Genomic DNA, 18,777 nt, shown 5'->3' with positions numbered 1-18,777 from the left:
CCCCCCCCCCCCCCCCCCCCCCCCCCCCCCCCCCCCCCCCCCCCCCCCCCCATCACGCCAGATGTGTATAAGAGACAGTCCTTGGGGCGGCTGCGTGCGGTGGCGCCGCCGCCGGTCTTCGGCACCTCGGGGTCGCCGGCGGCCTGGGTCTGGGGCGGATCGGGGGTGATGTCGAAGACGGGGGGCGCAGCCTCGGGCGGCGGCGGCGGCAACAGCCGCGGCGCCAGCGTCAGCAGCATGATCAGGATCAGGACGTTGATCCCGACCGCCAGCAGCAACGCGATCGTGCGGGGCCGGCGGGACGCGCGATACGACGAGATGGGATCGGACGCCGCGCGCATTGCTGGCGCGCCTACACCGCGCGCGCAGGCGCCGCAATCATGTGTTGGAGGCGGCTCCGGGGACGCGTGGCGCCCCCGGGCTTGCAGGTCAGCGGATCGGCGAGTTCGGGTCGAGCCGCATGTCGAGGTAGCGGTCCACGCTGCCCATCAGCTCCGGCATCTCGTGCTCGAAGAAGTGGTTCGCGCCCGGGATCACGTCGTGGTGGATGGTGATGTGCTTTTGCGTGCGCAGCTTGTCGACCAGCTTCTGGGTCGCGGCCGGCGTCACCACCTCGTCCGCCTCGCCCTGGATGATGATGCCCGAGGACGGGCAGGGCGCGAGGAAGGTGAAGTCGAACATGTTCGCCGGCGGCGCGATCGAGATGAAGCCGCGGATCTCGGGGCGGCGCATCAGCAGCTGCATGCCGATCCACGCGCCGAAGCCGAAGCCGGCGACCCAGGTCGTCTGCGCCTCCGGGTGGAAGCTCTGCACCCAGTCGAGCGCGGAAGCGGCGTCCGACAGCTCGCCGACGCCGTTGTCGAACGTGCCCTGGCTCTTGCCGACGCCGCGGAAGTTGAAGCGCAGCGTCGCGAAGCCGCGGCGCTGGAAGGTCTTGTAGAGCTCCTGCACGATGCGGTTGTTCATCGTGCCGCCGGCGTTGGGATGCGGGTGGAGGATCATCGCCACGGGTGCGCGCGGGCGCGGAGCGGGGGCAAAACGACCTTCGAGGCGCCCTTCCGGGCCGGGAAAGATGACTTCGGGCATGGGCTTCCTGCCGAGAGAAATGGGGCGCGCGGTTGGGCGCAGCAAGCTGCGCGCTATATAGGCGGCAGGCTTTCCCGCGCAATCGGAACGATTCTTGGCCGAACGACTCTATCTGGACCATGCCGCAACAACCCCGACGCGACCGGAGGCGATCGCCGCGGTGGTAGAGGGCATGGCGCGCTGGGCGAACCCCTCGTCTCCCCATGCCGAAGGGCGCGCCGCGCGGCGCATGTTGGAGGATGCCCGCACCCGCATCGCGGCAGCGCTCGGCTGGCGGCACGAGGTGATCCTCACCAGCGGGGCGAGCGAGGCGATCGCGCTGGCGCTCGGGCGGGCAAAGGGCGTGCGGATCGCCGTGTCGCCGACCGAACACGACGCCGTCCTGCGCGCCGCGGGCGATGCGGAGCGGCTGCCGGTGGATGCGACCGGGCAGGTCGCGCTGCCCGATCCCTCCGGCGAACGGCGGCTGTTCGCGATCCAGGCGGCCAATTCGGAAACGGGCGTGCTCCAGCCGCTCGACACGCTCGCCACCGAGATTCGCGCACGCGGGGACCTGCTGTTCGCGGACTGTGCGCAATCGGCGGGCAAGCTCCCGCTGCCCGACGCGGACCTGATCGCGGTGTCCGCGCACAAGCTCGGCGGGCCGCCGGGCATCGGCGCGCTGCTGGTGCGCGACTTCGCGGCCCTCGAACCCACGGGCGGCCAGGAGCAGGGCTATCGCGGCGGGACCGAGAACCTGCCCGGCGTCCTCGGCTTCTCGGCCGCGCTGGAAGCGCCGCGCGACTGGCTGGAACAGGCGACCGAATGGCGCGCGACCCTAGACGCGGCGGTGATCGCGGAAGGCGGGGAGGTCGTGGCCGGGGAGGCACCCCGCCTCGCCACCATCGCCGCCTATCGCATGCCGGGCGTCGCCTCCGCCGCGCAGCTGATCCGCTTCGACGGCAGCGGCATCGCGGTGTCCGCCGGCAGCGCCTGCTCGTCCGGCAGCCTCAAGCCCAGCCACGTGCTCGGGGCGATGGGCTGGGAAACGCAGGCGGCGCGGGAGGTGGTGCGAGTGAGCTTCGGCTGGAACACCCGTGCCGAGGACGTCAGCCGCTTCGCCGTCGCCTGGACCGCGATCGCCCGCGAAGCGCGGGCGCGGGCGGCATGAGCTACCTCGACTATCAGGCGACGACCCCGCTCGCCCCTGAGGCACTGGCGGCGATGCTTCCCTGGCTGGAGCGCCAGCACGCCAACCCGCACTCTCCGCATCGCGAGGGCCGCGCCGCCCGCGCCGCGGTGGAGGTAGCGCGCGGACAGGTGGCCAGGCTGCTGCCGGAGGGCGGCCGCGTCGCCTTCACCTCCGGCGCCACCGAGGCGCTCAACTGGGCGATCCAGGGTACCCAGGGCCCGATCGTGACGCTCGCGACCGAGCACGCCGCCGTGCTCGACACCGTCGCTGCCGAGGCGCGGAAAGGCCGGCCGGTCACCATCCTGCCCGTCGGCAGCGACGGCCGCATCGATCTGGACGAAGCCGCCCGCGCGATCCGGCCCGGCACCGGCCTGGTGGCGGCGATGCTGGTCAACAACGAGATCGGGGTGATCCAGTCGATCGCGGAGCTCGCCGCACTGGCCCACGCCGCCGGCGCGCGGTTCCTGTGCGATGCGGTGCAGGGCTACGGTCGGGTGCCCATCCCCGACAGCTGCGATCTGGTCGCCGTCTCCGCCCACAAGATCCACGGGCCGAAGGGCATCGGCGCGCTGTGGGTCCGCGACGGCGTGCCGCTCGCGCCGCTGCTCCACGGCGGCGGTCAGGAGGCGCCGGGACGTTCCGGCACGCTCTCGCCCGCATTGTGCGCCGGCTTCGGCGCCGCCGCCCGGCTCGCGGTGGAGCGGCACGACGACGCGGCGCACGTCGCCCGCCTCGCCCAGGCGGCACTGGCAGCGCTCGGGCCCGATTGGCGGGTGAACGGCTCGACCGAGCACCGCTACCGCGGCAACCTCAACCTGCGGCGCGCAGGGCTCGATGTGGCGCGGTTGATGAGCGACCTGCGCGACATCGCCTTCTCCGCCGGCTCGGCCTGTGCCAGCGGGTCGGGGCGGCCGAGCCACGTGCTTCGCGCGATCGGCCTGTCGGACGCGGAGGCGCGATCGAGCATCCGCATCGGCTTCGGCCGCACCACCAGCGAGGAGGAATTGTTGAACGCCATCACCCGGATCGACGCAGCGGCGCGCGCGCAGAAGGTGGCGGCATGATCGTCCGCTTCATCGGCGTCGACGGCACGGTCGAGGAAGCGCGCGGCGCTGCCGGCGATCGGCTGCTCGATCTGGCCCAGGCCTATGGCCAGCCGCTGGAGGGCACCTGCGACGGGCAGATGGCCTGTTCGACCTGCCACGTCATCGTCGCCGCCGAATTCGCCGACCTGCTGCCGCCGCCTTCGGAGGAAGAGGAAGACATGCTCGATTTCGCCCCCGGCGCCACGCGCACCAGCCGGCTCGCCTGCCAGATCACGCTCACCGACGCGCTCGACGGCCTCACCGTCCGTATGCCCGGCCAGCAGGCCGACGCGAGGCGGCGCTGATGCGGCGGCGCGAGTTCGTCGCCGGCGCCGCGGCCGCGGTGCTGCTGCCGACCTGGCTGGAGGCGCTGGGCAGCGCCGCCTTCGCCGCGCCCGCCGATCCGCTCGCGGCGATCGCGAGGGAGGCAGGCGGCCGGCTCGGCGTGTCGGTGCTGGACACGGGCACCGGGCGCCGCCTGTGGCTCGACCCGCTGGCCCGCTATCCCTTGTGCTCGACCTTCAAGGTGCCGCTTGCCGCCGCGATCCTCGCGCGCGCCGATCGTGGCGAACTCGACCTCCAGCGCCCGATCCGCTTCACGCAAGGCGATCTCCTGGACTATGCCCCGGTGGTGCGTGAGAACCTGCCCCGCGGGCAGATGACGCTCGCGGAGCTATGCGCCGCTGCCGTCGAGTGGAGCGACAATGCCGCCGCCAACCTCCTGCTGCCGCAGCTCGGCGGGCCGTCCGGCCTGACGCGCTTCCTGCGCTCGGCAGGCGACACGATCACCCGGCTCGACCGCGTCGAGCCCGAGCTCAACGACTACAAGCCCGGCGAGCTGCGGGACACGACGACGCCGATGGCGATGACGACGCTGCTGGCGGCGCTGCTCACGGGCGACGTGCTGGAGCCGGCCTCGCGCAAGCAGCTGACCGACTGGATGATCGGCTGCCGCACCGGCGACAAGCGGCTGCGCGCCGGTCTCCCCAAGAGCTGGCGAGTCGGCGACAAGACCGGCACCAGCGGCAACGGGCAGGCCAACGACATCGCCATCGCCTGGCCTCCGAACCGCAAGCCGATCCTGATCGCCTGCTACCTCGACGCGCCCGGGATCGCGCCGGAGAAGGCGGACCAGGCGATTGCCTCCGTGGGATCGCTGGTGGGGCAGCTGTTCGCCTGACGCCGACCATCCTGTTCCCGACACCCGTTTGCCTCGAGTAGCCGTCGAGCTTGTCGAGACGGCGTATCGAGAGGGCGCCCGCGGTGGCTCTCTCGATACGGGCTCTCGACAAGCTCGATCCCTACTCGAGACAAACGGCTTTGGGAGAGGGGGGAGATGGCGGCGCGGTGCTGTCTGCGAAAACCGTCGCATCCCCCTTGCCGCAGCCCCCTGCCATCGTCCAAACGCCCTGCCATGACCGTTGCCGTCGACATGGGAACCGATCCGGCCGGCAAGCCGGTTCCGATTGATCTCGAAGAACTTCTCGCCACCCGTCTGCTGGTTCAGGGCAATTCGGGCTCGGGCAAGTCGCACCTGCTGCGCCGCCTGCTCGAACGCAGCGCGCGCCACGTCCAGCAGGTCGTCATCGACCCGGAAGGGGACTTCGTCACCCTGTCCGCCGCCTATGGCCACATCGTCATCGATGCGGTCGACCACAGCGAGCGCGAGGTGGCGAAGTTCGCCGCCCGGGCGCGCGAACATCGCGCCTCCGTCGTGCTCAGCCTGGAAGGGCTGGAGGCGGAAGGCCAGATGCGGTGCGCCGCCGCGTTCCTCTCGGCGCTGTTCGATGCGCCGCGCGAGCATTGGTATCCAGCGCTCGTCGTGGTGGACGAGGCGCAGCTGTTCGCCCCCACCACCGGCGGCGAAGTGGCGGAGGAAGTCCGCCGCGCGTCGCTGTCGGCGATGACCAACCTGATGTGCCGCGGCCGCAAGCGCGGCCTTGCCGGCGTGATCGCCACCCAGCGCTTGGCAAAGCTCGCCAAGAACGTCGCGGCCGAGGCGTCCAACTTCCTGATGGGCCGCACCTTCCTCGACATCGACATGGCCCGCGCAGCCGACCTGCTCGGCATGGAGCGTCGCCAGGCCGAACAGATCCGCGACCTTCAGCGCGGCACCTTCCTCGCGCTCGGCCCGGCCGTCACGCGCAGGCCTGTGGCGGTGCGGATCGGCGCGGTCGAAACCTCGGCGCGCAGCGGCAGCCCCAAGCTGACGCCGCTCCCCTCCGGCCAGGTGGCCGACATCAAGGACCTGTTGCTCGCCCCCGTGGAGGAGATGCTGCCGCTGCCGATGCCGGTTCGCCCGGCGCCGCCTCCCGAAGAGGTGATGGCGGCGATCGAGCGCCCGGCCGGGCCGATCGCCACCCCGGCGCTCCCCGAGCGTTCGGAAGAGGAGACCGACACGATCATCGCCGACGTGCTGCGCGCGATCCTGTCGGACGACGACGCGGCGCAGCGCCCGGCGGCGATGCTCTACCAGGACTTCGGCGTCCGCTGCCGCATGGCGGGGCTGTCGCGCCCGCCGCTCGACCTGCCGGGCTTCACCCGCCGCCTGTCGTGCGCCCGCGCCGGCATCTTCGAGTCGCCGGAAGCCGAGTGGGGCGACGCGCTCCAGCTCGCCGCCTCGCTGCCCGACGACATGCTCGGGCCCTTCCTGCTGATCGCCCGCGCCGCGCGTGCGGGGGAGCCGTGCCCGAGCGACGAGGAGATCGCGCGCACCTATGGCACCAGCTCGATGGGCCGGGTGAAGCGGCTGGTCGCCTATATCGAAAGCCGCGAGCTGTTCGTGTGCCGCACCGACCTGTCCGGCCGGAGATCGATCACGCTGCCGCACCTCGGCTGGACGACCGAAGCGTCCGAAGTCGCGGCGTAACGCCCACGCTCCGTCGTATCCCCGCGAAAGCGGGGATCCAGGGCCAAGCAGAGAAACGGCTGATAATGCCTGGTGCCCTGGGCTCCCGCCTTCGCGGGAGCACGGAGAATGTGTCAGGAGCAGCCTGACTGTCGCCACCCACACCCGTACCCCGGCGAAGGCCGGGGCCCAGTTGGGAAGGCCGCTGTGAGGCGCGATCCGGCCAGATCGTCCCACCTGAGCCTTCGCCGGGGTACGCTCGCGGCGCCCCTACAACCCCAGATCCGCCGGCCCGAACGCATGCGGCAGCAGCTCCGACAGCCGATGCTCCTCGACCGCATCGCCCTCCGCACCTGCGCAGAATACCCGCAAGTCCCGCCGCCCGATCTGCGCCGCCTCGTTCAGCACCTGGCGGCAGCGCCCGCACGGCCGCACCGGCACGTCCCCGGTTGCCACGCCATCGACCATCATCCCGCCGATCACGGCCACCTCGGCGATCTCCCCCAGTCGCCCCTGCGCGCTGGCGGTCGCAACGGCCACCGTCTCCGCGCACAGCGAGAGGCCGTAGCTCGCATTCTCGAAATTGGCGCCAGTGATGACGCTGCCGTCGGTCATGCGCAGCGCGGCGCCGACCGCAAAGCGCGAGTAGGGCGCGTGGGCGTTGCGGGCGGCGGTGCGTGCCGCCGCGATCAGGGCTTCGGTCTCGGTCATGGTGCAACGACATCCCAATGGACGGGGCGGTCGACGCCGTCGATCCGCCGGATGGTGCTCGCCTGCCACATCCGCCACGGGCGTGCCAGATAGAGGGGCGCGAAGAACTCCTGGGCGGCCCACAGCGGCCGGTCGACCGCGCCGCTCACCGCATAGGCCTTTTCGAACGGCTCGGAGACCTTGAGCAGCATCGGCGAACCGGTGTGGTGCTCCACCACCTCCAGGAAGCGGCGGATGCCGGCAAGGACCTGCGCGCGCTCCGGGCGACGGGCGCAGCCTTCGTCCAGTTCCAGCTCCAGCACCGTCGGCAGCGCGTCGATCGCGCGCGGCACGAAGGTGACGAACGCGTCCGCCTGCGCCTCCGCCGGCCGGCACAGCGAGAACTGGTGGATCACGCCGCGGCGGATGCCCGCGTCCCCCAGCGCCGCCCAGTTGGACTGGAACAGCCGGTCGCGCCGCGTGCCGTCGCCGATCGCGCGGACATAGGCGAAGTCCACGCCGCGGGCGCGCGCCGTCAGCCAGTCGACCGGCCCGGTCTCCTCCGAGACGTCGATGCCCTGCACCGGATATTCCCCCGTCGAGGGCCGCCAGTCGGTCGCATAGTGCCAGCCCGCGGCCCCCGCGAGGCACAGCGCCGCCGCGATGGCGAGCACCGCCTTCAAAACCCGCATTCCCTGAATTCAACCCCTGATGTGCAGCACGCAGATGAGCGTGAAAAGGCGGCGCGCCGTATCGAAATCAATCTCGATCTTGCCGCGGAGCCGCTCGATCAGCAGCTCGGCGCCTTCGTTGTGGAGACCCCGGCGCGCCATGTCGATGGTCTCGATCTGCTGCGGCGTCGCCTGGCGCAGCGCCTGGTAATAGCTGTCGCAGATCGCAAAATAGTCGCGGATCGGCCGGCGGAAGCGGGCAAGGCCCAGCACCAGCGTCTCCAGCGGGCTGTCGTCGGCGCGGCGGATGTCGATCGCCAGCCGCCCGTCCTCTACCCGCAGCCGCACGCGGTACGGCCCGGCATAGCCGTCGGCATGCACCCGTTGCGGCGCGAAGCGGTTGCCCTCCAGCAGGTCGTAGATCGCGATCCGCCGTTCCTGCTCGACGTCCGCGCTGCGCCAGAGAATGGTGCGCTCGTCGAGCGAGACGTCGATGATCCGCGGATCGGCCATGGTGGAGCAGCGCTTAGCCGTTTGGCGCGCCTTGGCAACGCCCAAGCCGGCAAAACGCACCTGTCCACAGATGTTTCGCTTAGGGTCGCTTGAGCTTGGCCGCCGCGTCTGGGAAAAGCAGGTCCATGGCCACACTTGCACATATCGGCGGCTCGTCCGCTCCGTCCCCGGCTGCGCGCCTCCCCCAGAACGTCGAGGCGGAAGCGGCACTGCTGGGCGCGATGATGATCGACAACCGGCTGGCCGACGACATCGTCGAGCGACTCGAGCCGGACCATTTCTTCGAACCGGTCCACGCCCGCATCTTCGAAAAGATCCGCGACGTGCGCCGCCAGAACATGCTCGCCAACCCGGTCACGCTGCGCCCGTTGTTCGAGGATGACGCCGGCATGCGCGAGCTCGGCGGTCCGGGTTATCTCGCTCAGCTCACCGGCAGCGGCGCGGGCCTCTTGGGTGCCAAGCAGTTCGCCGAGCAGATCTACGACCTCGCCCAGCTGCGTGCGCTGATCACCGTCGGCACGACGCTCGTCGAAAACGCGCTCGACACCAGCCAGACGATCGACCCGCGCAAGCAGATCGAGCAGGCCGAAGAGGCGCTGTTCCGCGTCGCCGCCGAGGGCACCACCGCCAACACGGTCAAGAGCTTCGCCCAGGCGACGACCATGGCCGTGCAGATGGCCGACCGCGCGCTCAACTCGGGCGGTGGCCTGTCGGGCGTCACCACCGGCCTCGACAGCATCAATTCGCGGATCGGTGGTCTCCACCATTCCGACTTGATCATCCTCGCGGGCCGTCCCGGCATGGGCAAGACCTCGCTTGCCACCAACATCGCCTTCAACGCCGCGCGCCGCTTCATGGACGACCAGCGTGCCGGCGTGGAAAAGGGCAAGTCGGTCGGCGCGAAGGTCGCCTTCTTCAGCCTGGAAATGTCGGCCGACCAGCTCGCCACCCGCGTGCTCGCCGAACAGTCCGGCATCAGCTCCGAAGCGTTGCGCATGGGCAAGATCAGCAAGGCGGAGTTCGTGAAGCTGGCGGACGCCGCCGCCGACCTCGAATCGCTGCCGCTCTACATCGACGACACCGCCGGTCTTTCGATCAGCGGCCTGCACACGCGCGTGCGCCGTCTCCACCGCCGCCTGGACGACCAGCTCGGGCTGGTGGTGGTCGACTATCTCCAGCTGCTGCAGGGCACCGGCCGCTCCGACAACCGCGTGAACGAAATCTCGGAGATCAGCCGCGGCCTGAAGACGCTGGCGAAGGACATCGGCGTGCCGGTGATCGCGCTCTCCCAGCTCAGCCGTGCGGTGGAGCAGCGCGAGGACAAGCGCCCGCAGCTCTCCGACCTTCGTGAATCCGGCTCGATCGAGCAGGACGCCGACATGGTGTGGTTCGTGTACCGCGAGGATTATTACGTCGCCGCCAAGGAGCCCAAGCGCCCGCGCGACGGCGACGATGCGCGCGTGTTCGAGGATCACGCGAAATGGGCGGTCGACATGGAGCGCGTCTACGGCCTCGCCGAGCTCATCATCGCCAAGCAGCGTCACGGCGCCACCGGCAAGGTCACGATGAAGTTCGAGCCGACGATCACGCGCTTCAGCGACTATGTCGGCGAGAACTACGGCAGCTTCGACAATGAGTGACGCGGACGGGCAGGGCACGAGCGACCGGCTGATCCTGATCGACCCGACGAGCACCGATCCTGCCTACCCGGACGCGCACTATTTCTGCTTCGACTGCATCGTGATCGAAGGCGTCCTCGCGGCCTATCCACAGCTTCGCGAGCGCCTCGACATCGAGCACGTCGCCTGGGCCCGCCCCCGCGAGCGGGTGGTGGCGCTGGTAGGGGAGGCGCACCAGTCGCTTCCCCTGCTGATCCTCGCCGACGACGCGCCCGCGGCGCTCGCGACGGGCGAGGCCAACGGCCTACGCTTCGCCGACACCCGCGACGCGATCCTGGAGGCGCTGGCGGTGCGGCACGAGATCCCACGCCGGCATCCGTAAGGGGGCGGCAGTAGCCGAGGGAGGCCGTCGCCACCTCGGAAACACGTCCGCTAGCCCCGGCACCCGCTAGGTCCAGTCACCGTCCCAGGCCGCAGGCGTACCCCGGCGAAGGCCGGGGCCCAGCTGCGGCGCCGTCAGACGTGCGCGCACCACCGTTCCAGCCGCCCCGGCAACCGGGCCGCCGCGACACCCGCAACAGCGCCATACCGTCGTATTCCTGCGCAGGCAGGAATCCAGGGCCAAGCAGAACGACTGCTCGCGGCGTCTCGCAACCCTGGGCTCCTGCCTGCGCAGGAGCGCGGTGAGGGTTTGAGCGAAGACCGCGGCACCCCACGGGCCAGCCGCGGTATTGTCGAAGTCAGCATGCCCCGGCACCATCATCCCAACTGGGCCCCGGCCTCCGCCGGGGTACGTCGTTTCGCTTGGGGCACGTGTCGGCTGCCCACAGACATCCGGCATTCTTGGACGCCGCGGAGGTGTCCCTCCACAACTTATCCACAGCTTGTGCAGCGATCATTCACCGATCTCTGCCCGTATTAGCGCACGCCCTATCCACAGGTTATCCGCAGTGTTTTGCACATCCTGTCCACAACCCGTCCACAAGCTTGCGCACGACCAACGCACAGCCTGTCCACCGCCAAATTCAACCCGCGATCCGCGCCGGACCAACGCGTCGCTCACCGGCTGCCAACAGCTTATCCACAGGCTCGCCCACACCAACAGGCGCGCGAACGCGCTCTCGCAACCACGAGAGCGCCGACCGTTCAGAAGGATACGCAAACGCCCCCAGCCTCCCGCTTCTGCGAGAGCACTGAGGGCGCGAGGGGGAGACGCAGCGCGGCCTGGCCGCGGCCGGTCAGAAGACGGGCTGGTTGGGGTCGCCGTCGGGAATGGGGGTGTGGATCCCGCATTCGGTCTTGTTCCAGCCGCTCCAGCGGCCCGAGCGCGGGTCTTCGCCCGGCGCCACCTTGTTGGTGCACGGCTGGCAGCCGATCGACGGATAACCCATCGCCACCAACGGGGTCACCGGCAGGTCGTGCGCGGCGAAATAGGCGTCGAGCTCTTCCTTGGACCAGGTGATCAGCGGGTTCACCTTCAGCCGGTCACCATCCAACTCGAACCGCGGCAGGTTCGCGCGCGTCGCCGCCTGGAACGCCTTGCGCCCGGTGAAGCTCGCGTCGAACCCGGCGAGCCCGCGGGCGAGCGGCTCGACCTTGCGGATCTCGCAGCAGCCATCCGGGTCATAGGACCAGCGCAACCCGCTCTCGTCCCGCGCCGCCAGCCGCTCGGCATCGGGCTGGAGGATGCGCAGGTCGGTGAGGCCCAGGAAGCGCACCAGTTCGTCGCGATAGGCGATCGTCTCCGGGAAATGCTTGCCGGTGTCGAGGAACAGCACCGGCACCGAACGGTCGACGCTCGCCACCAGGTGCAGCAGCGCCGCCGATTCCGCGCCGAACGACGACACCACCGCCACCTCGCCGAGCAGCCCTTCGCCCAGCGCCACGCGCAGCATCTCCTGCGTGTCGACGCCGCGGAAGCCCTCGTTCAGCCGTGCCGCATCCGCCAGCGTGAAGCGCGGCGCGAGATCAAGCCGGTCGGGGATGCGCAGTGCGGCATTAGCCATGACGCAGTTTCCACACCGGTTGCACCGGGTCGGCAGCCCGCTGGTAGAAATGCGCGTAGCGGCTCAGCGCCGCCTCCGCCGTCGCCCGGTCGATCGGGGCCTCGGGCGCAAAGCTGTCGAACCCGCAGCGCCGCATCGGCAGCAGCTGGTCGACCAGCACGTCGCCCTGCGCGCGCAGCTCGCCCTCATACCCGGCCTCGCGCAGCACCCGGGCCGAGGAATAGCCGCGGCCATCGCGGAACTTGGGGAAGCTCACCTCCACCAGCGCGATGCGGTCGAGGTAGGGGAGCAGCGCCCGCGCATCGTCGCCCGCTTCCAGCCGCACGGCCGTGGCGTTCGACTGGCCCAGGAACGCGTCCAGCGTAACCGCCGGCTCGTCATGCGGGGCATCGTCGCGGAAGCGCAGGAAGCCGGCGTCGGCCGGATTGGTGGTCAGCTCAGCCATAGATCGCCTCCTTGAACGGCTCCATGCCGATGCGCCGGTATGTGTCGACGAAGCGCTCGCCCTCCTGCCGCTCGGCCAGATAGCGGTCCGTCACGCGCTCGATCGCGTCGACCACGCCGTCCTCCGAAAAGCCCGGACCCGTGATCTTGCCCAGGCTCACGTCCTCCGCGCCCGATCCGCCCAGCAGCAGCTGGAAATTTTCCGTGCCCTTCCGGTCCACGCCCAGGATGCCGATGTGCCCGGCATGATGGTGGCCGCACGCGTTGATGCAGCCCGAGATCTTGAGCTTCAGTTCGCCCAGATCGCGCTGGCGGCCCAGGTCGGCAAAGCGCCCCGCGATCTTCTGCGCGAGCGGGATCGAACGCGCATTTGCGAGGCTGCAATAATCGAGCCCCGGGCAGGCGATGATGTCGCCGATCAGGTCCAGGTTCGCCTCGGCGAGCCCAGCCTCCACCAGCTGCTGCCAGACGGCATAGAGGTCCGGCTTGCGGACGTGCGGCAGGACGATGTTCTGCGCATGCGTCACGCGCAGCTCGTCGAAGCTGTAGCGCTCGGCAAGCTCGGCCATGCGATCGATCTGGTCGGCCGATGCGTCGCCCGGAATGCCCTTGGTCGGCTTCAGGCTGATGTTGACGATCGCATAGCCCGGCTGCTTGTGCGCCTTGACGTTCTGGTCCAGCCACACCGCGAAGTCGGGATCGCTGCGGTCGAGCGCGTCCGACAGGCCTTCCTCGAACGGCGGCGGCGCGAAATGGGCGGCGATGCGGTCGAACTCGGCCTGCGGCGGGTCGATCCCCAGCGCCTTCACCGCCACGAACTCTTCCTCCACCTGGCGGCGGTATTCGTCGGCGCCGATCTCGTGGAGCAGGATCTTGATGCGCGCCTTGTAGATGTTGTCGCGCCGGCCATAGCGATTGTAGACGCGCAGGCACGCTTCCAGATAGCTGACGAAGTCCTCGAACGGCACAAAGTCGCGGATCAGCGAGGCGATCATCGGCGTACGACCCATGCCGCCGCCCACATATACCGCCGCGCCCAGCTTGCCGTCGCGCTCGATGATCTGCAGCCCGATGTCGTGCAGCCGCATCGCCGCGCGATCCTCGTCGGCTGCGATCACCGCGATCTTGAACTTGCGCGGCAGGTAGGTGAACTCGGGGTGGAAGGTCGACCACTGGCGCAGCAGCTCGGCCCAGGGGCGCGGGTCCGTCACCTCGTCGGCGGCGGCACCGGCGTACTGGTCCGACGAGATGTTGCGGATGCAGTTGCCGCTGGTCTGGATGGCATGCATCTCGACGGTCGCCAGCTCGCGCAGGATCGCGGGCGTATCCTCCAGCTTGATCCAGTTGAACTGCAGGTTCTGGCGCGTGGTGAAATGGCCGTAGCCCCGGTCATAGGTGCGCGCGATATGGCCCAGCATCCGCATCTGGCGGCTGTCCATCGTCCCATAGGGGACGGCCACGCGCAGCATATAGGCGTGCAGCTGAAGATACAGGCCGTTCATCAGCCGCAGCGGCTTGAACTGGTCCTCGGTGATCTGCCCCGATAGGCGCCGTGCGACCTGATCGCTGAACTCCGCGATCCGGCCCTCGACGATGGAGCGGTCATATTCGTCGTACTTGTACATGCTACCCTCGTCACACCGGCATTCGCCGGGATCGCGCGCCGGTTGGCGCCGCGGCAGTTGTTCAGATCACCCAGCTTCCGGCATCGGGATCGGCAGGCTTCAGCGTCAGGTCGGGCCGCACCGTGGGGCCGAGCGCCCGGATGCGATCCTTGATATGGGCGGGGCGGGGGCCCTCGGCAGTCGCTTCCGCGTCGATCACATAAGGCACGTTCACGCGCAGCGCGGCTTCCTCGACATGGGCGATCGCCTCGCCATTGCTGCCGACGTCCACCGCGTCCGCCAGGTGCCGGGACCAGCCGCTGCCGGTCCACCACACCACGTCGCCGCTCGCCAGATCATTGCCCGTCAGGATCTTCACGCCATTGCCTCCGCTGCGGTCGCCCAGGCGCCCAGCTTGTCCTCTGCATCCGCCAGCTGGACCACTTCGCCCACCACGATCACCGCCGGGCTCTGCACGCCCTCGCGCGCGACCATCGGGCCGAGATCCGCCAGCAGCGTGCGCAGCGCGCGTGCGCCGGGCAGCGTGCCGCGCTCCAGCACCGCCACCGGCATGTCCGGGGCGACGCCGTCCGCCATCAGCTTGTCCGCGATCGCCTCGGCCGTCGCCACGCCCATGTAGATCACCAGCGTGCGGCCCTTGCCGGCAAGCCCCGACCAATCCTGGTCGGTCAGTCCCTTGCACTGGCCGGCGACGAAGCTCACCGCCGACGACCAGTCACGATGGGTGAGCGGCAGCATCGCGCCCGCCGCACAGCCCAGTGCCGCCGACACGCCTGGGATGACTTCCACCGGCAGCCCTGCCGCGCGCACCGCTTCGACTTCCTCGCCACCGCGGCCGAAGATGAACGGGTCGCCGCCCTTCAGCCGCACGACGATCGCGCCGGTCTTCACATGCGCCACGATCAGCGCGTTGATCGACTCCTGCGGCAGCGTGTGGCGCGAACGGCGCTTGGCGACCGAGATGCGCTGGGCGGCGGCGGGGGCGATGTCGAGCACCCGCGCGTCCACCAGTCCGTCGTGCACCACGACGTCGGCGCTTTTCAGCGCTTCGACTGCGCGTACGGTCAGCAGGCCCGGATCGCCGGGTCCTGCGCCCACCAGGATGACGCGCCCACGCGCGTGCGGATCGAGTAGCGTCGGCATGCTGGGCAGATGGCGGTTCGCGCGCGCGGCCGCAACGCCACCCTTGCTTCGCCTGCCCCTAGCGAAACTTTGCGAGCCTTGCGCTCAGCCGTCGCGCAACCCGACGCCGATCGACGCGCGCGCCTGCTCGGCCTCCGACGAGGCGACGGGGTAGGCGCAATAGTCCGCCGCGTAGAAGGCACCGGGCCGGTGGTTGCCGGACCAGCCCAGGCCCCCGAACGGCGCCTTGGACGACGTGCCGGTGGTCGGCCGGTTCCAGTTGATGATGCCGGCGCGGATGTTCGCCCAAAAGGCGTCGTAGCGCCTGGGATCCTGGCTCACGAGCGTGGCGCACAGGCCGTAGCGGGTGTTGTTCGCCTCCGCGACCGCCGCCTCGAAGCTTTCGGCACGGATGACCTGGAGCAACGGCCCGAAGAATTCGGCGTCCGGGCGTTCGCTCGCCTCGGTCATGTCCACCAATGCGGGGGTGACGAAGGGACGCCCCTCGACCGGCCGCTCCAGATAGCGGATCGGGCGGCCGCCCTTGCCCGACAGGTTCAGGAACCGCTCGGTGAGGCGATCGGCGGCATCATTGTCGATCATCGGCCCCATGAAGGGGGCGGGATCGGCATGGGGCACGTCGATGATCATCCGGTCGATCAGCGCGTTGACCTGCTCCAGCAGCGGATCGGCCAGCCGCTGGTCGACGATCAGCCGGCGCGCGGCGGTGCAGCGCTGTCCCGCGCCCAGAAAGGCGGATTGCACCACCAGCACCGCGGCCGTGTAGAGATCGGGCGTGTCCCACACCAGGATGGGATTGTTGCCGCCCATCTCCAGCGCCAGGATCTTCTCCGGATGCTCGGCAAAGCGGCGGTTGAGGGAAAGGCCGGTGCGCGCCGACCCGGTGAACAGCAGCCCGTCGATCAGCGGGTGCTCCGACAGGGCCTGGCCGGTTTCCCGCCCGCCGATCAGCAGCCGCACGCAGCCTTCCGGTATGCCGGCCGCCCGATAACATTCGACCAGGAAGGCGGCGGTCGCCGGCGTCTTTTCCGAAGGCTTGAACACCACCGCATTGCCCGCCAGCAGCGCGGGCATGATGTGGCCGTTGGGGATGTCGGCCGGAAGATTGTACGGCGCCACCACCGCCAGCACGCCGTGCGGCTTGTGCCGCAGCGCCAGGCGCGAACCCATTTGTGCGTCCAGCCGGCGCTGGCCGGTGCGCTCGGCGAATGCGGAGATCGACACGTCGACCTTCGCCATCACCGCCTCCACCTCGCCGCGTGCTTCCCACAGCGGCTTACCGGTCTCGCGCGCGATCAGGTCGGCAAAGTCCTCCCCACGCGCGCGCACCACGTTGGCGAAGCGGCGCAATGCCTCCGCGCGATAGGACAGGGGCTGCGCTGCCCAGGCCGGCCAGCTCGCCCGCGCCTCGGTGACTTCCGCGTCGACGTTGCCGCAGGCGCCGCGCCAGAGAATGGCGCCGGTCGCGGGTTCGGTCGAGACGAGTTCGATGTCGCTCATTGGCCCTCGTGGTGAAGCGCGAGAACCTGTGTGCCTCAAAGCCGCGACGGATGCCAGTTCGCCAGCCCAGGCGCCGCGCCTAGCGCAGCGCCTCGCCCAGCTGCCGGATCTGCGCCACCTTGTCGTGCAGCGCCGACCAGTCGTCCGCCTCGGCGATCGGCGCCCAGATCGCCTCCACTTCCTCGATCGAGAGCTTGCACGGCGCCGCCTCCCAATGCGGGTGGTCGCGCGGCTTGCGCGGCGCATAGCCGGTGAGCGCCGCGCGCACCGCGGCAAAGGCTTCGCCATAGCGGGGCTCGTCCGGCAGGCTGCCCCCGAACGCGTCGTGGAAGAAGGCGTCCACCGGTGCGCTCGTCTCCCGCAGGGCAAGCTCCATCTGCCCGACGAGCGTGCGATCCTCGGCCTCTCCGCGCGGGGTCACGCCCAGCCGCCACAGCATGGCCGCGCGCACCGCCTCCTGATAGCGCGGCGCGAACTGTTCGAGCACCGCGATCAGCGGCTCGGAATCCACCAGCGTGCGCAGCGCCACCGCCAGCTGCATCGCGTCCCAGTAGATCGCCTCCGGCTGGCGCCCGAAGGCGTAGAGCCCGGCATGGTCGAAATAGGCCGCCGTGAACGCGGGGTCCCAGGTCTGGGCGAAGCGCCAGGGGCCATAGTCGAAGCTCTCACCCGTCACGTTGATGTTGTCGGTGTTGAGCACGCCGTGAACGAAGCCCGCCGCCATATACTGGCCCGCCAGCCGCGCGGTGCGGGTCACCACATGGTCGAGCAGCCGCACCGGCCCGTCTTCGCCCGGCTCCTCGCCATAGAAGTGGCGCAGCACATAACCGACCAGCCGCTCCATCGATTCCGCGTCCTGGTGGTAGGCGAGCCGCTGGAAGGTGCCGATGCGGATATGCCCGTGGCTCAGCCGCACCATCACCGCAGAGCGGGTGGGGGAGGGCTCGTCCCCGCGTGTCAGTTCCTCGCCCGTCTCGATGACGGAGAAGGTGCGGCTGGTCTCTACCCCCAGCGCCTCCAGCATCTCGGTCGCCAGGATCTCGCGCACTGCGCCCTTCAGCGTCAGCCGCCCGTCGCCGAACCGGCTCCACGGCGTCTGCCCCGATCCCTTGGTGCCCAGGTCCATCAACCGGCCGCGGTCGTCGCGCATCTGCGCGAACAGGAAGCCGCGCCCGTCGCCCAGGTCCGGATTGTACGACCGGAACTGGTGCCCGTGATAGCGCAGCGCCAGCGGCGTCTGGAGGTTGTCCGCCAAGGGCTGGAAGCGTCCGAAATGCGCGATCCACTCGGCATCGTCGAGCGCGTCGAGCCCCACGCTCGCCGCCGCACGATCGTTGCGGAAACGCAGGATCGTCTTGGGAAAGTCCGCCGCCGCGACCGGATCGTAGAATTCGGGGCCGAGCTCCAGGATCGCCTGTTCGGGCCGATAGGGGACGGGCGACGGATTGGGTTGCGAGCGATTGGCCATACGGCGATATGGGGAGCGATGACCGACAGACGCAACCCGCCCCGTGCCGGCGCCTGGCAGGATGATTTCTGGTGGTCCAACGACGGGCTCCGGCTGCACTTCCGCGATTATGCGGGCCGTGCCGACCGCCCGCCGATCCTCTGCCTCCACGGGCTCACCCGCAACGCGCGCGATTTCGAGGGCGTGGCGGCCCGCCTGTCCGGGGACTGGCGGGTGATCGTGCCGGAGATGCGAGGGCGCGGCGAGAGCGCCTACGCCCGCGATCCCATGACCTATGTCCCGCTCACCTACCTGCAGGACATCGACGCGCTGCTCGGCCAGCTCCAGCTCGATCGGGTGATCCTGATCGGCACGTCCATGGGCGGCATCCTCACCATGCTGCTCGCGGCCACCGAGCGCGAGCGGGTGGCGGGCGCGCTTCTGAACGACGTCGGGCCGGAACTGTCCCCCGCGGGTCTCGGCCGCATCCGCAGCTATGTCGGCCGCCAGCTGTGGCATCCGACCTGGATGCACGCGGCGCGTTCGCTCGCCGAGGCGCATGGGGATACCTACCCGACCTACGGCATCGCCGACTGGCTGGTGATGGCCAAGCGCCTGTACCGGCTCAATTCCTCGGGGCGGATCCTGCTCGACTATGACATGAAGATCGCCGAGCCGTTCCGCGTGCCCGGCAACGAAGCGGGGCCCGACATGTGGCCTGCGCTCGACGCGCTGCGTGGAAAGCCCGTGACGCTGGTCCGCGGCGACCGCTCCGACATCCTCTCGGCCGAGGTTGCCGAGCGCATGGCCGAACGCCTGCCCGACGCGGAGCTGGTCACGATCCCCGACACCGGCCACGCGCCGACGCTGGAGGAGCCGGAGGCCGCCGCCGCGATCGACCGCCTCCTCGCCCGCCTCGCCTGAAGGTC

At 70.0% G+C, this 18,777-nt stretch carries 19 protein-coding genes and 1 pseudogene; 8 read left to right on the top strand and 12 right to left on the bottom strand.

All coding sequences use genetic code 11. The features are described from left to right. Window positions 1-341, bottom strand: a pseudogene (locus tag VPH46_RS14395) (hypothetical protein); the annotation flags it as partial. An 88-nt stretch (window positions 342-429) separates the two neighbouring features. Next, window positions 430-1,086, bottom strand: coding sequence for an alpha/beta hydrolase (locus VPH46_RS14390; protein ID WP_125960375.1), 657 nt, complete (start codon window positions 1,084-1,086; stop codon window positions 430-432). Between the two features lie 94 nt (window positions 1,087-1,180). Here VPH46_RS14390 and VPH46_RS14385 point away from each other — a divergent pair, with 94 nt between their 5' ends. The 5 genes from VPH46_RS14385 (at window position 1,181) to VPH46_RS14365 (ending at window position 6,211) form a co-directional block, all read left to right on the top strand. Beyond that, a complete protein-coding gene (locus VPH46_RS14385) occupies window positions 1,181-2,236 on the top strand; it encodes a cysteine desulfurase family protein (RefSeq protein WP_416612271.1) in 1,056 nt (351 codons plus the stop codon). Continuing rightward, a complete protein-coding gene (locus VPH46_RS14380) occupies window positions 2,233-3,321 on the top strand; it encodes a cysteine desulfurase family protein (RefSeq protein WP_416612269.1) in 1,089 nt (362 codons plus the stop codon). Before VPH46_RS14385 ends, VPH46_RS14380 begins: the two co-directional genes overlap by 4 nt. Beyond that, on the top strand, window positions 3,318-3,647 hold the full coding sequence (locus tag VPH46_RS14375; protein ID WP_416612267.1) for a 2Fe-2S iron-sulfur cluster-binding protein: 330 nt from the start codon (window positions 3,318-3,320) through the stop codon (window positions 3,645-3,647). Before VPH46_RS14380 ends, VPH46_RS14375 begins: the two co-directional genes overlap by 4 nt. Further along, entirely contained in the window at window positions 3,647-4,522 is an 876-nt protein-coding gene (bla, locus tag VPH46_RS14370; protein ID WP_416612265.1) for a class A beta-lactamase, read from the top strand. Before VPH46_RS14375 ends, bla begins: the two co-directional genes overlap by 1 nt. 234 nt (window positions 4,523-4,756) lie before the next feature. Further along, complete coding sequence (locus VPH46_RS14365; RefSeq protein ID WP_416612263.1) at window positions 4,757-6,211, top strand: ATP-binding protein; 1,455 nt, start codon at window positions 4,757-4,759, stop codon at window positions 6,209-6,211. Between the two features lie 249 nt (window positions 6,212-6,460). On the opposite strand, the gene VPH46_RS14360 is transcribed toward VPH46_RS14365, so the two are convergent. From VPH46_RS14360 to VPH46_RS14350, 3 genes are read right to left on the bottom strand one after another with little or no spacing between them, the layout of a single operon-like run. Further along, window positions 6,461-6,901: a cytidine deaminase gene (locus VPH46_RS14360; RefSeq protein ID WP_416612261.1), complete on the bottom strand. Its 441-nt coding sequence runs from the start codon at window positions 6,899-6,901 to the stop codon at window positions 6,461-6,463. Next, the gene (locus VPH46_RS14355) at window positions 6,898-7,572 is read right to left on the bottom strand and encodes a glycoside hydrolase family 25 protein (protein WP_416612259.1); all 675 of its coding nucleotides are present in this window, start codon (window positions 7,570-7,572) and stop codon (window positions 6,898-6,900) included. Before VPH46_RS14355 ends, VPH46_RS14360 begins: the two co-directional genes overlap by 4 nt. A gap of 9 nt (window positions 7,573-7,581) precedes the next feature. Beyond that, window positions 7,582-8,064, bottom strand: a complete 483-nt coding sequence (locus VPH46_RS14350) for a UPF0262 family protein (protein ID WP_416612257.1) — start codon at window positions 8,062-8,064, stop codon at window positions 7,582-7,584. Window positions 8,065-8,189: 125 nt separating this feature from the next. Here VPH46_RS14350 and VPH46_RS14345 point away from each other — a divergent pair, with 125 nt between their 5' ends. Together VPH46_RS14345 and VPH46_RS14340 are read left to right on the top strand one after the other, a co-directional pair. Further along, window positions 8,190-9,704, top strand: a complete 1,515-nt coding sequence (locus VPH46_RS14345) for a replicative DNA helicase (RefSeq protein WP_125960366.1) — start codon at window positions 8,190-8,192, stop codon at window positions 9,702-9,704. Further along, window positions 9,697-10,065 (top strand): DUF3088 family protein, encoded by a 369-nt coding sequence (locus VPH46_RS14340; protein WP_416612255.1) that lies wholly within the window; start codon window positions 9,697-9,699, stop codon window positions 10,063-10,065. Before VPH46_RS14345 ends, VPH46_RS14340 begins: the two co-directional genes overlap by 8 nt. Window positions 10,066-10,921: 856 nt before the next feature. Here VPH46_RS14340 and VPH46_RS14335 read toward each other — a convergent pair. The 7 genes from VPH46_RS14335 to VPH46_RS14305 form a co-directional block, all read right to left on the bottom strand. Beyond that, on the bottom strand, window positions 10,922-11,689 hold the full coding sequence (locus tag VPH46_RS14335) for a phosphoadenylyl-sulfate reductase (RefSeq protein WP_416612253.1): 768 nt from the start codon (window positions 11,687-11,689) through the stop codon (window positions 10,922-10,924). After that, window positions 11,682-12,134, bottom strand: coding sequence for a DUF934 domain-containing protein (locus VPH46_RS14330; protein ID WP_416612251.1), 453 nt, complete (start codon window positions 12,132-12,134; stop codon window positions 11,682-11,684). Before VPH46_RS14330 ends, VPH46_RS14335 begins: the two co-directional genes overlap by 8 nt. Then, entirely contained in the window at window positions 12,127-13,758 is a 1,632-nt protein-coding gene (locus tag VPH46_RS14325) for a nitrite/sulfite reductase (protein ID WP_416612249.1), read from the bottom strand. The genes VPH46_RS14330 and VPH46_RS14325 overlap by 8 nt, the downstream gene beginning before the upstream one ends. 61 nt (window positions 13,759-13,819) lie before the next feature. Beyond that, entirely contained in the window at window positions 13,820-14,116 is a 297-nt protein-coding gene (locus tag VPH46_RS14320; protein ID WP_416612247.1) for a DUF2849 domain-containing protein, read from the bottom strand. Continuing rightward, entirely contained in the window at window positions 14,113-14,901 is a 789-nt protein-coding gene (cobA, locus tag VPH46_RS14315) for a uroporphyrinogen-III C-methyltransferase (protein WP_416612245.1), read from the bottom strand. Before cobA ends, VPH46_RS14320 begins: the two co-directional genes overlap by 4 nt. 84 nt (window positions 14,902-14,985) lie before the next feature. Continuing rightward, window positions 14,986-16,401, bottom strand: coding sequence for a succinylglutamate-semialdehyde dehydrogenase (gene astD / locus VPH46_RS14310; RefSeq protein ID WP_416612243.1), 1,416 nt, complete (start codon window positions 16,399-16,401; stop codon window positions 14,986-14,988). 79 nt (window positions 16,402-16,480) lie between these two features. Continuing rightward, entirely contained in the window at window positions 16,481-17,869 is a 1,389-nt protein-coding gene (locus tag VPH46_RS14305; protein ID WP_416612241.1) for a protein adenylyltransferase SelO, read from the bottom strand. 18 nt (window positions 17,870-17,887) lie between these two features. On the opposite strand from VPH46_RS14305, the gene VPH46_RS14300 reads away from it, so the two are divergent. Continuing rightward, window positions 17,888-18,772, top strand: coding sequence for an alpha/beta fold hydrolase (locus VPH46_RS14300; protein ID WP_416612239.1), 885 nt, complete (start codon window positions 17,888-17,890; stop codon window positions 18,770-18,772). Window positions 18,773-18,777 lie beyond the last annotated feature (5 nt).

The sequence above is a fragment of the Sphingomonas sp. MJ1 (PH-R8) genome, assembly GCF_048058635.1.
GTDB lineage: Bacteria > Pseudomonadota > Alphaproteobacteria > Sphingomonadales > Sphingomonadaceae > Sphingomonas.
Note: the sequence above shows the minus strand (reverse complement) of the source record. Positions and strands in the feature narration are given on the sequence as shown.

Excerpts from the sequence above, each read along its gene's own strand:
- VPH46_RS14390 (WP_125960375.1), bottom strand. The coding sequence starts at position 1,086 with ATGCCCGAAGTCATCTTTCCCGGCCCGGAAGGGCGCCTCGAAGGTCGT.
- VPH46_RS14380 (WP_416612269.1), top strand. The coding sequence starts at position 2,233 with ATGAGCTACCTCGACTATCAGGCGACGACCCCGCTCGCCCCTGAGGCA.
- VPH46_RS14375 (WP_416612267.1), top strand. The coding sequence starts at position 3,318 with ATGATCGTCCGCTTCATCGGCGTCGACGGCACGGTCGAGGAAGCGCGC.
- bla (WP_416612265.1), top strand. The coding sequence starts at position 3,647 with ATGCGGCGGCGCGAGTTCGTCGCCGGCGCCGCGGCCGCGGTGCTGCTG.
- VPH46_RS14365 (WP_416612263.1), top strand. The coding sequence starts at position 4,757 with ATGACCGTTGCCGTCGACATGGGAACCGATCCGGCCGGCAAGCCGGTT.
- VPH46_RS14360 (WP_416612261.1), bottom strand. The coding sequence starts at position 6,901 with ATGACCGAGACCGAAGCCCTGATCGCGGCGGCACGCACCGCCGCCCGC.
- VPH46_RS14355 (WP_416612259.1), bottom strand. The coding sequence starts at position 7,572 with ATGCGGGTTTTGAAGGCGGTGCTCGCCATCGCGGCGGCGCTGTGCCTC.
- VPH46_RS14350 (WP_416612257.1), bottom strand. The coding sequence starts at position 8,064 with ATGGCCGATCCGCGGATCATCGACGTCTCGCTCGACGAGCGCACCATT.
- VPH46_RS14345 (WP_125960366.1), top strand. The coding sequence starts at position 8,190 with ATGGCCACACTTGCACATATCGGCGGCTCGTCCGCTCCGTCCCCGGCT.
- VPH46_RS14340 (WP_416612255.1), top strand. The coding sequence starts at position 9,697 with ATGAGTGACGCGGACGGGCAGGGCACGAGCGACCGGCTGATCCTGATC.
- VPH46_RS14335 (WP_416612253.1), bottom strand. The coding sequence starts at position 11,689 with ATGGCTAATGCCGCACTGCGCATCCCCGACCGGCTTGATCTCGCGCCG.
- VPH46_RS14330 (WP_416612251.1), bottom strand. The coding sequence starts at position 12,134 with ATGGCTGAGCTGACCACCAATCCGGCCGACGCCGGCTTCCTGCGCTTC.
- VPH46_RS14325 (WP_416612249.1), bottom strand. The coding sequence starts at position 13,758 with ATGTACAAGTACGACGAATATGACCGCTCCATCGTCGAGGGCCGGATC.
- cobA (WP_416612245.1), bottom strand. The coding sequence starts at position 14,901 with ATGCCGACGCTACTCGATCCGCACGCGCGTGGGCGCGTCATCCTGGTG.
- astD (WP_416612243.1), bottom strand. The coding sequence starts at position 16,401 with ATGAGCGACATCGAACTCGTCTCGACCGAACCCGCGACCGGCGCCATT.
- VPH46_RS14305 (WP_416612241.1), bottom strand. The coding sequence starts at position 17,869 with ATGGCCAATCGCTCGCAACCCAATCCGTCGCCCGTCCCCTATCGGCCC.
- VPH46_RS14300 (WP_416612239.1), top strand. The coding sequence starts at position 17,888 with ATGACCGACAGACGCAACCCGCCCCGTGCCGGCGCCTGGCAGGATGAT.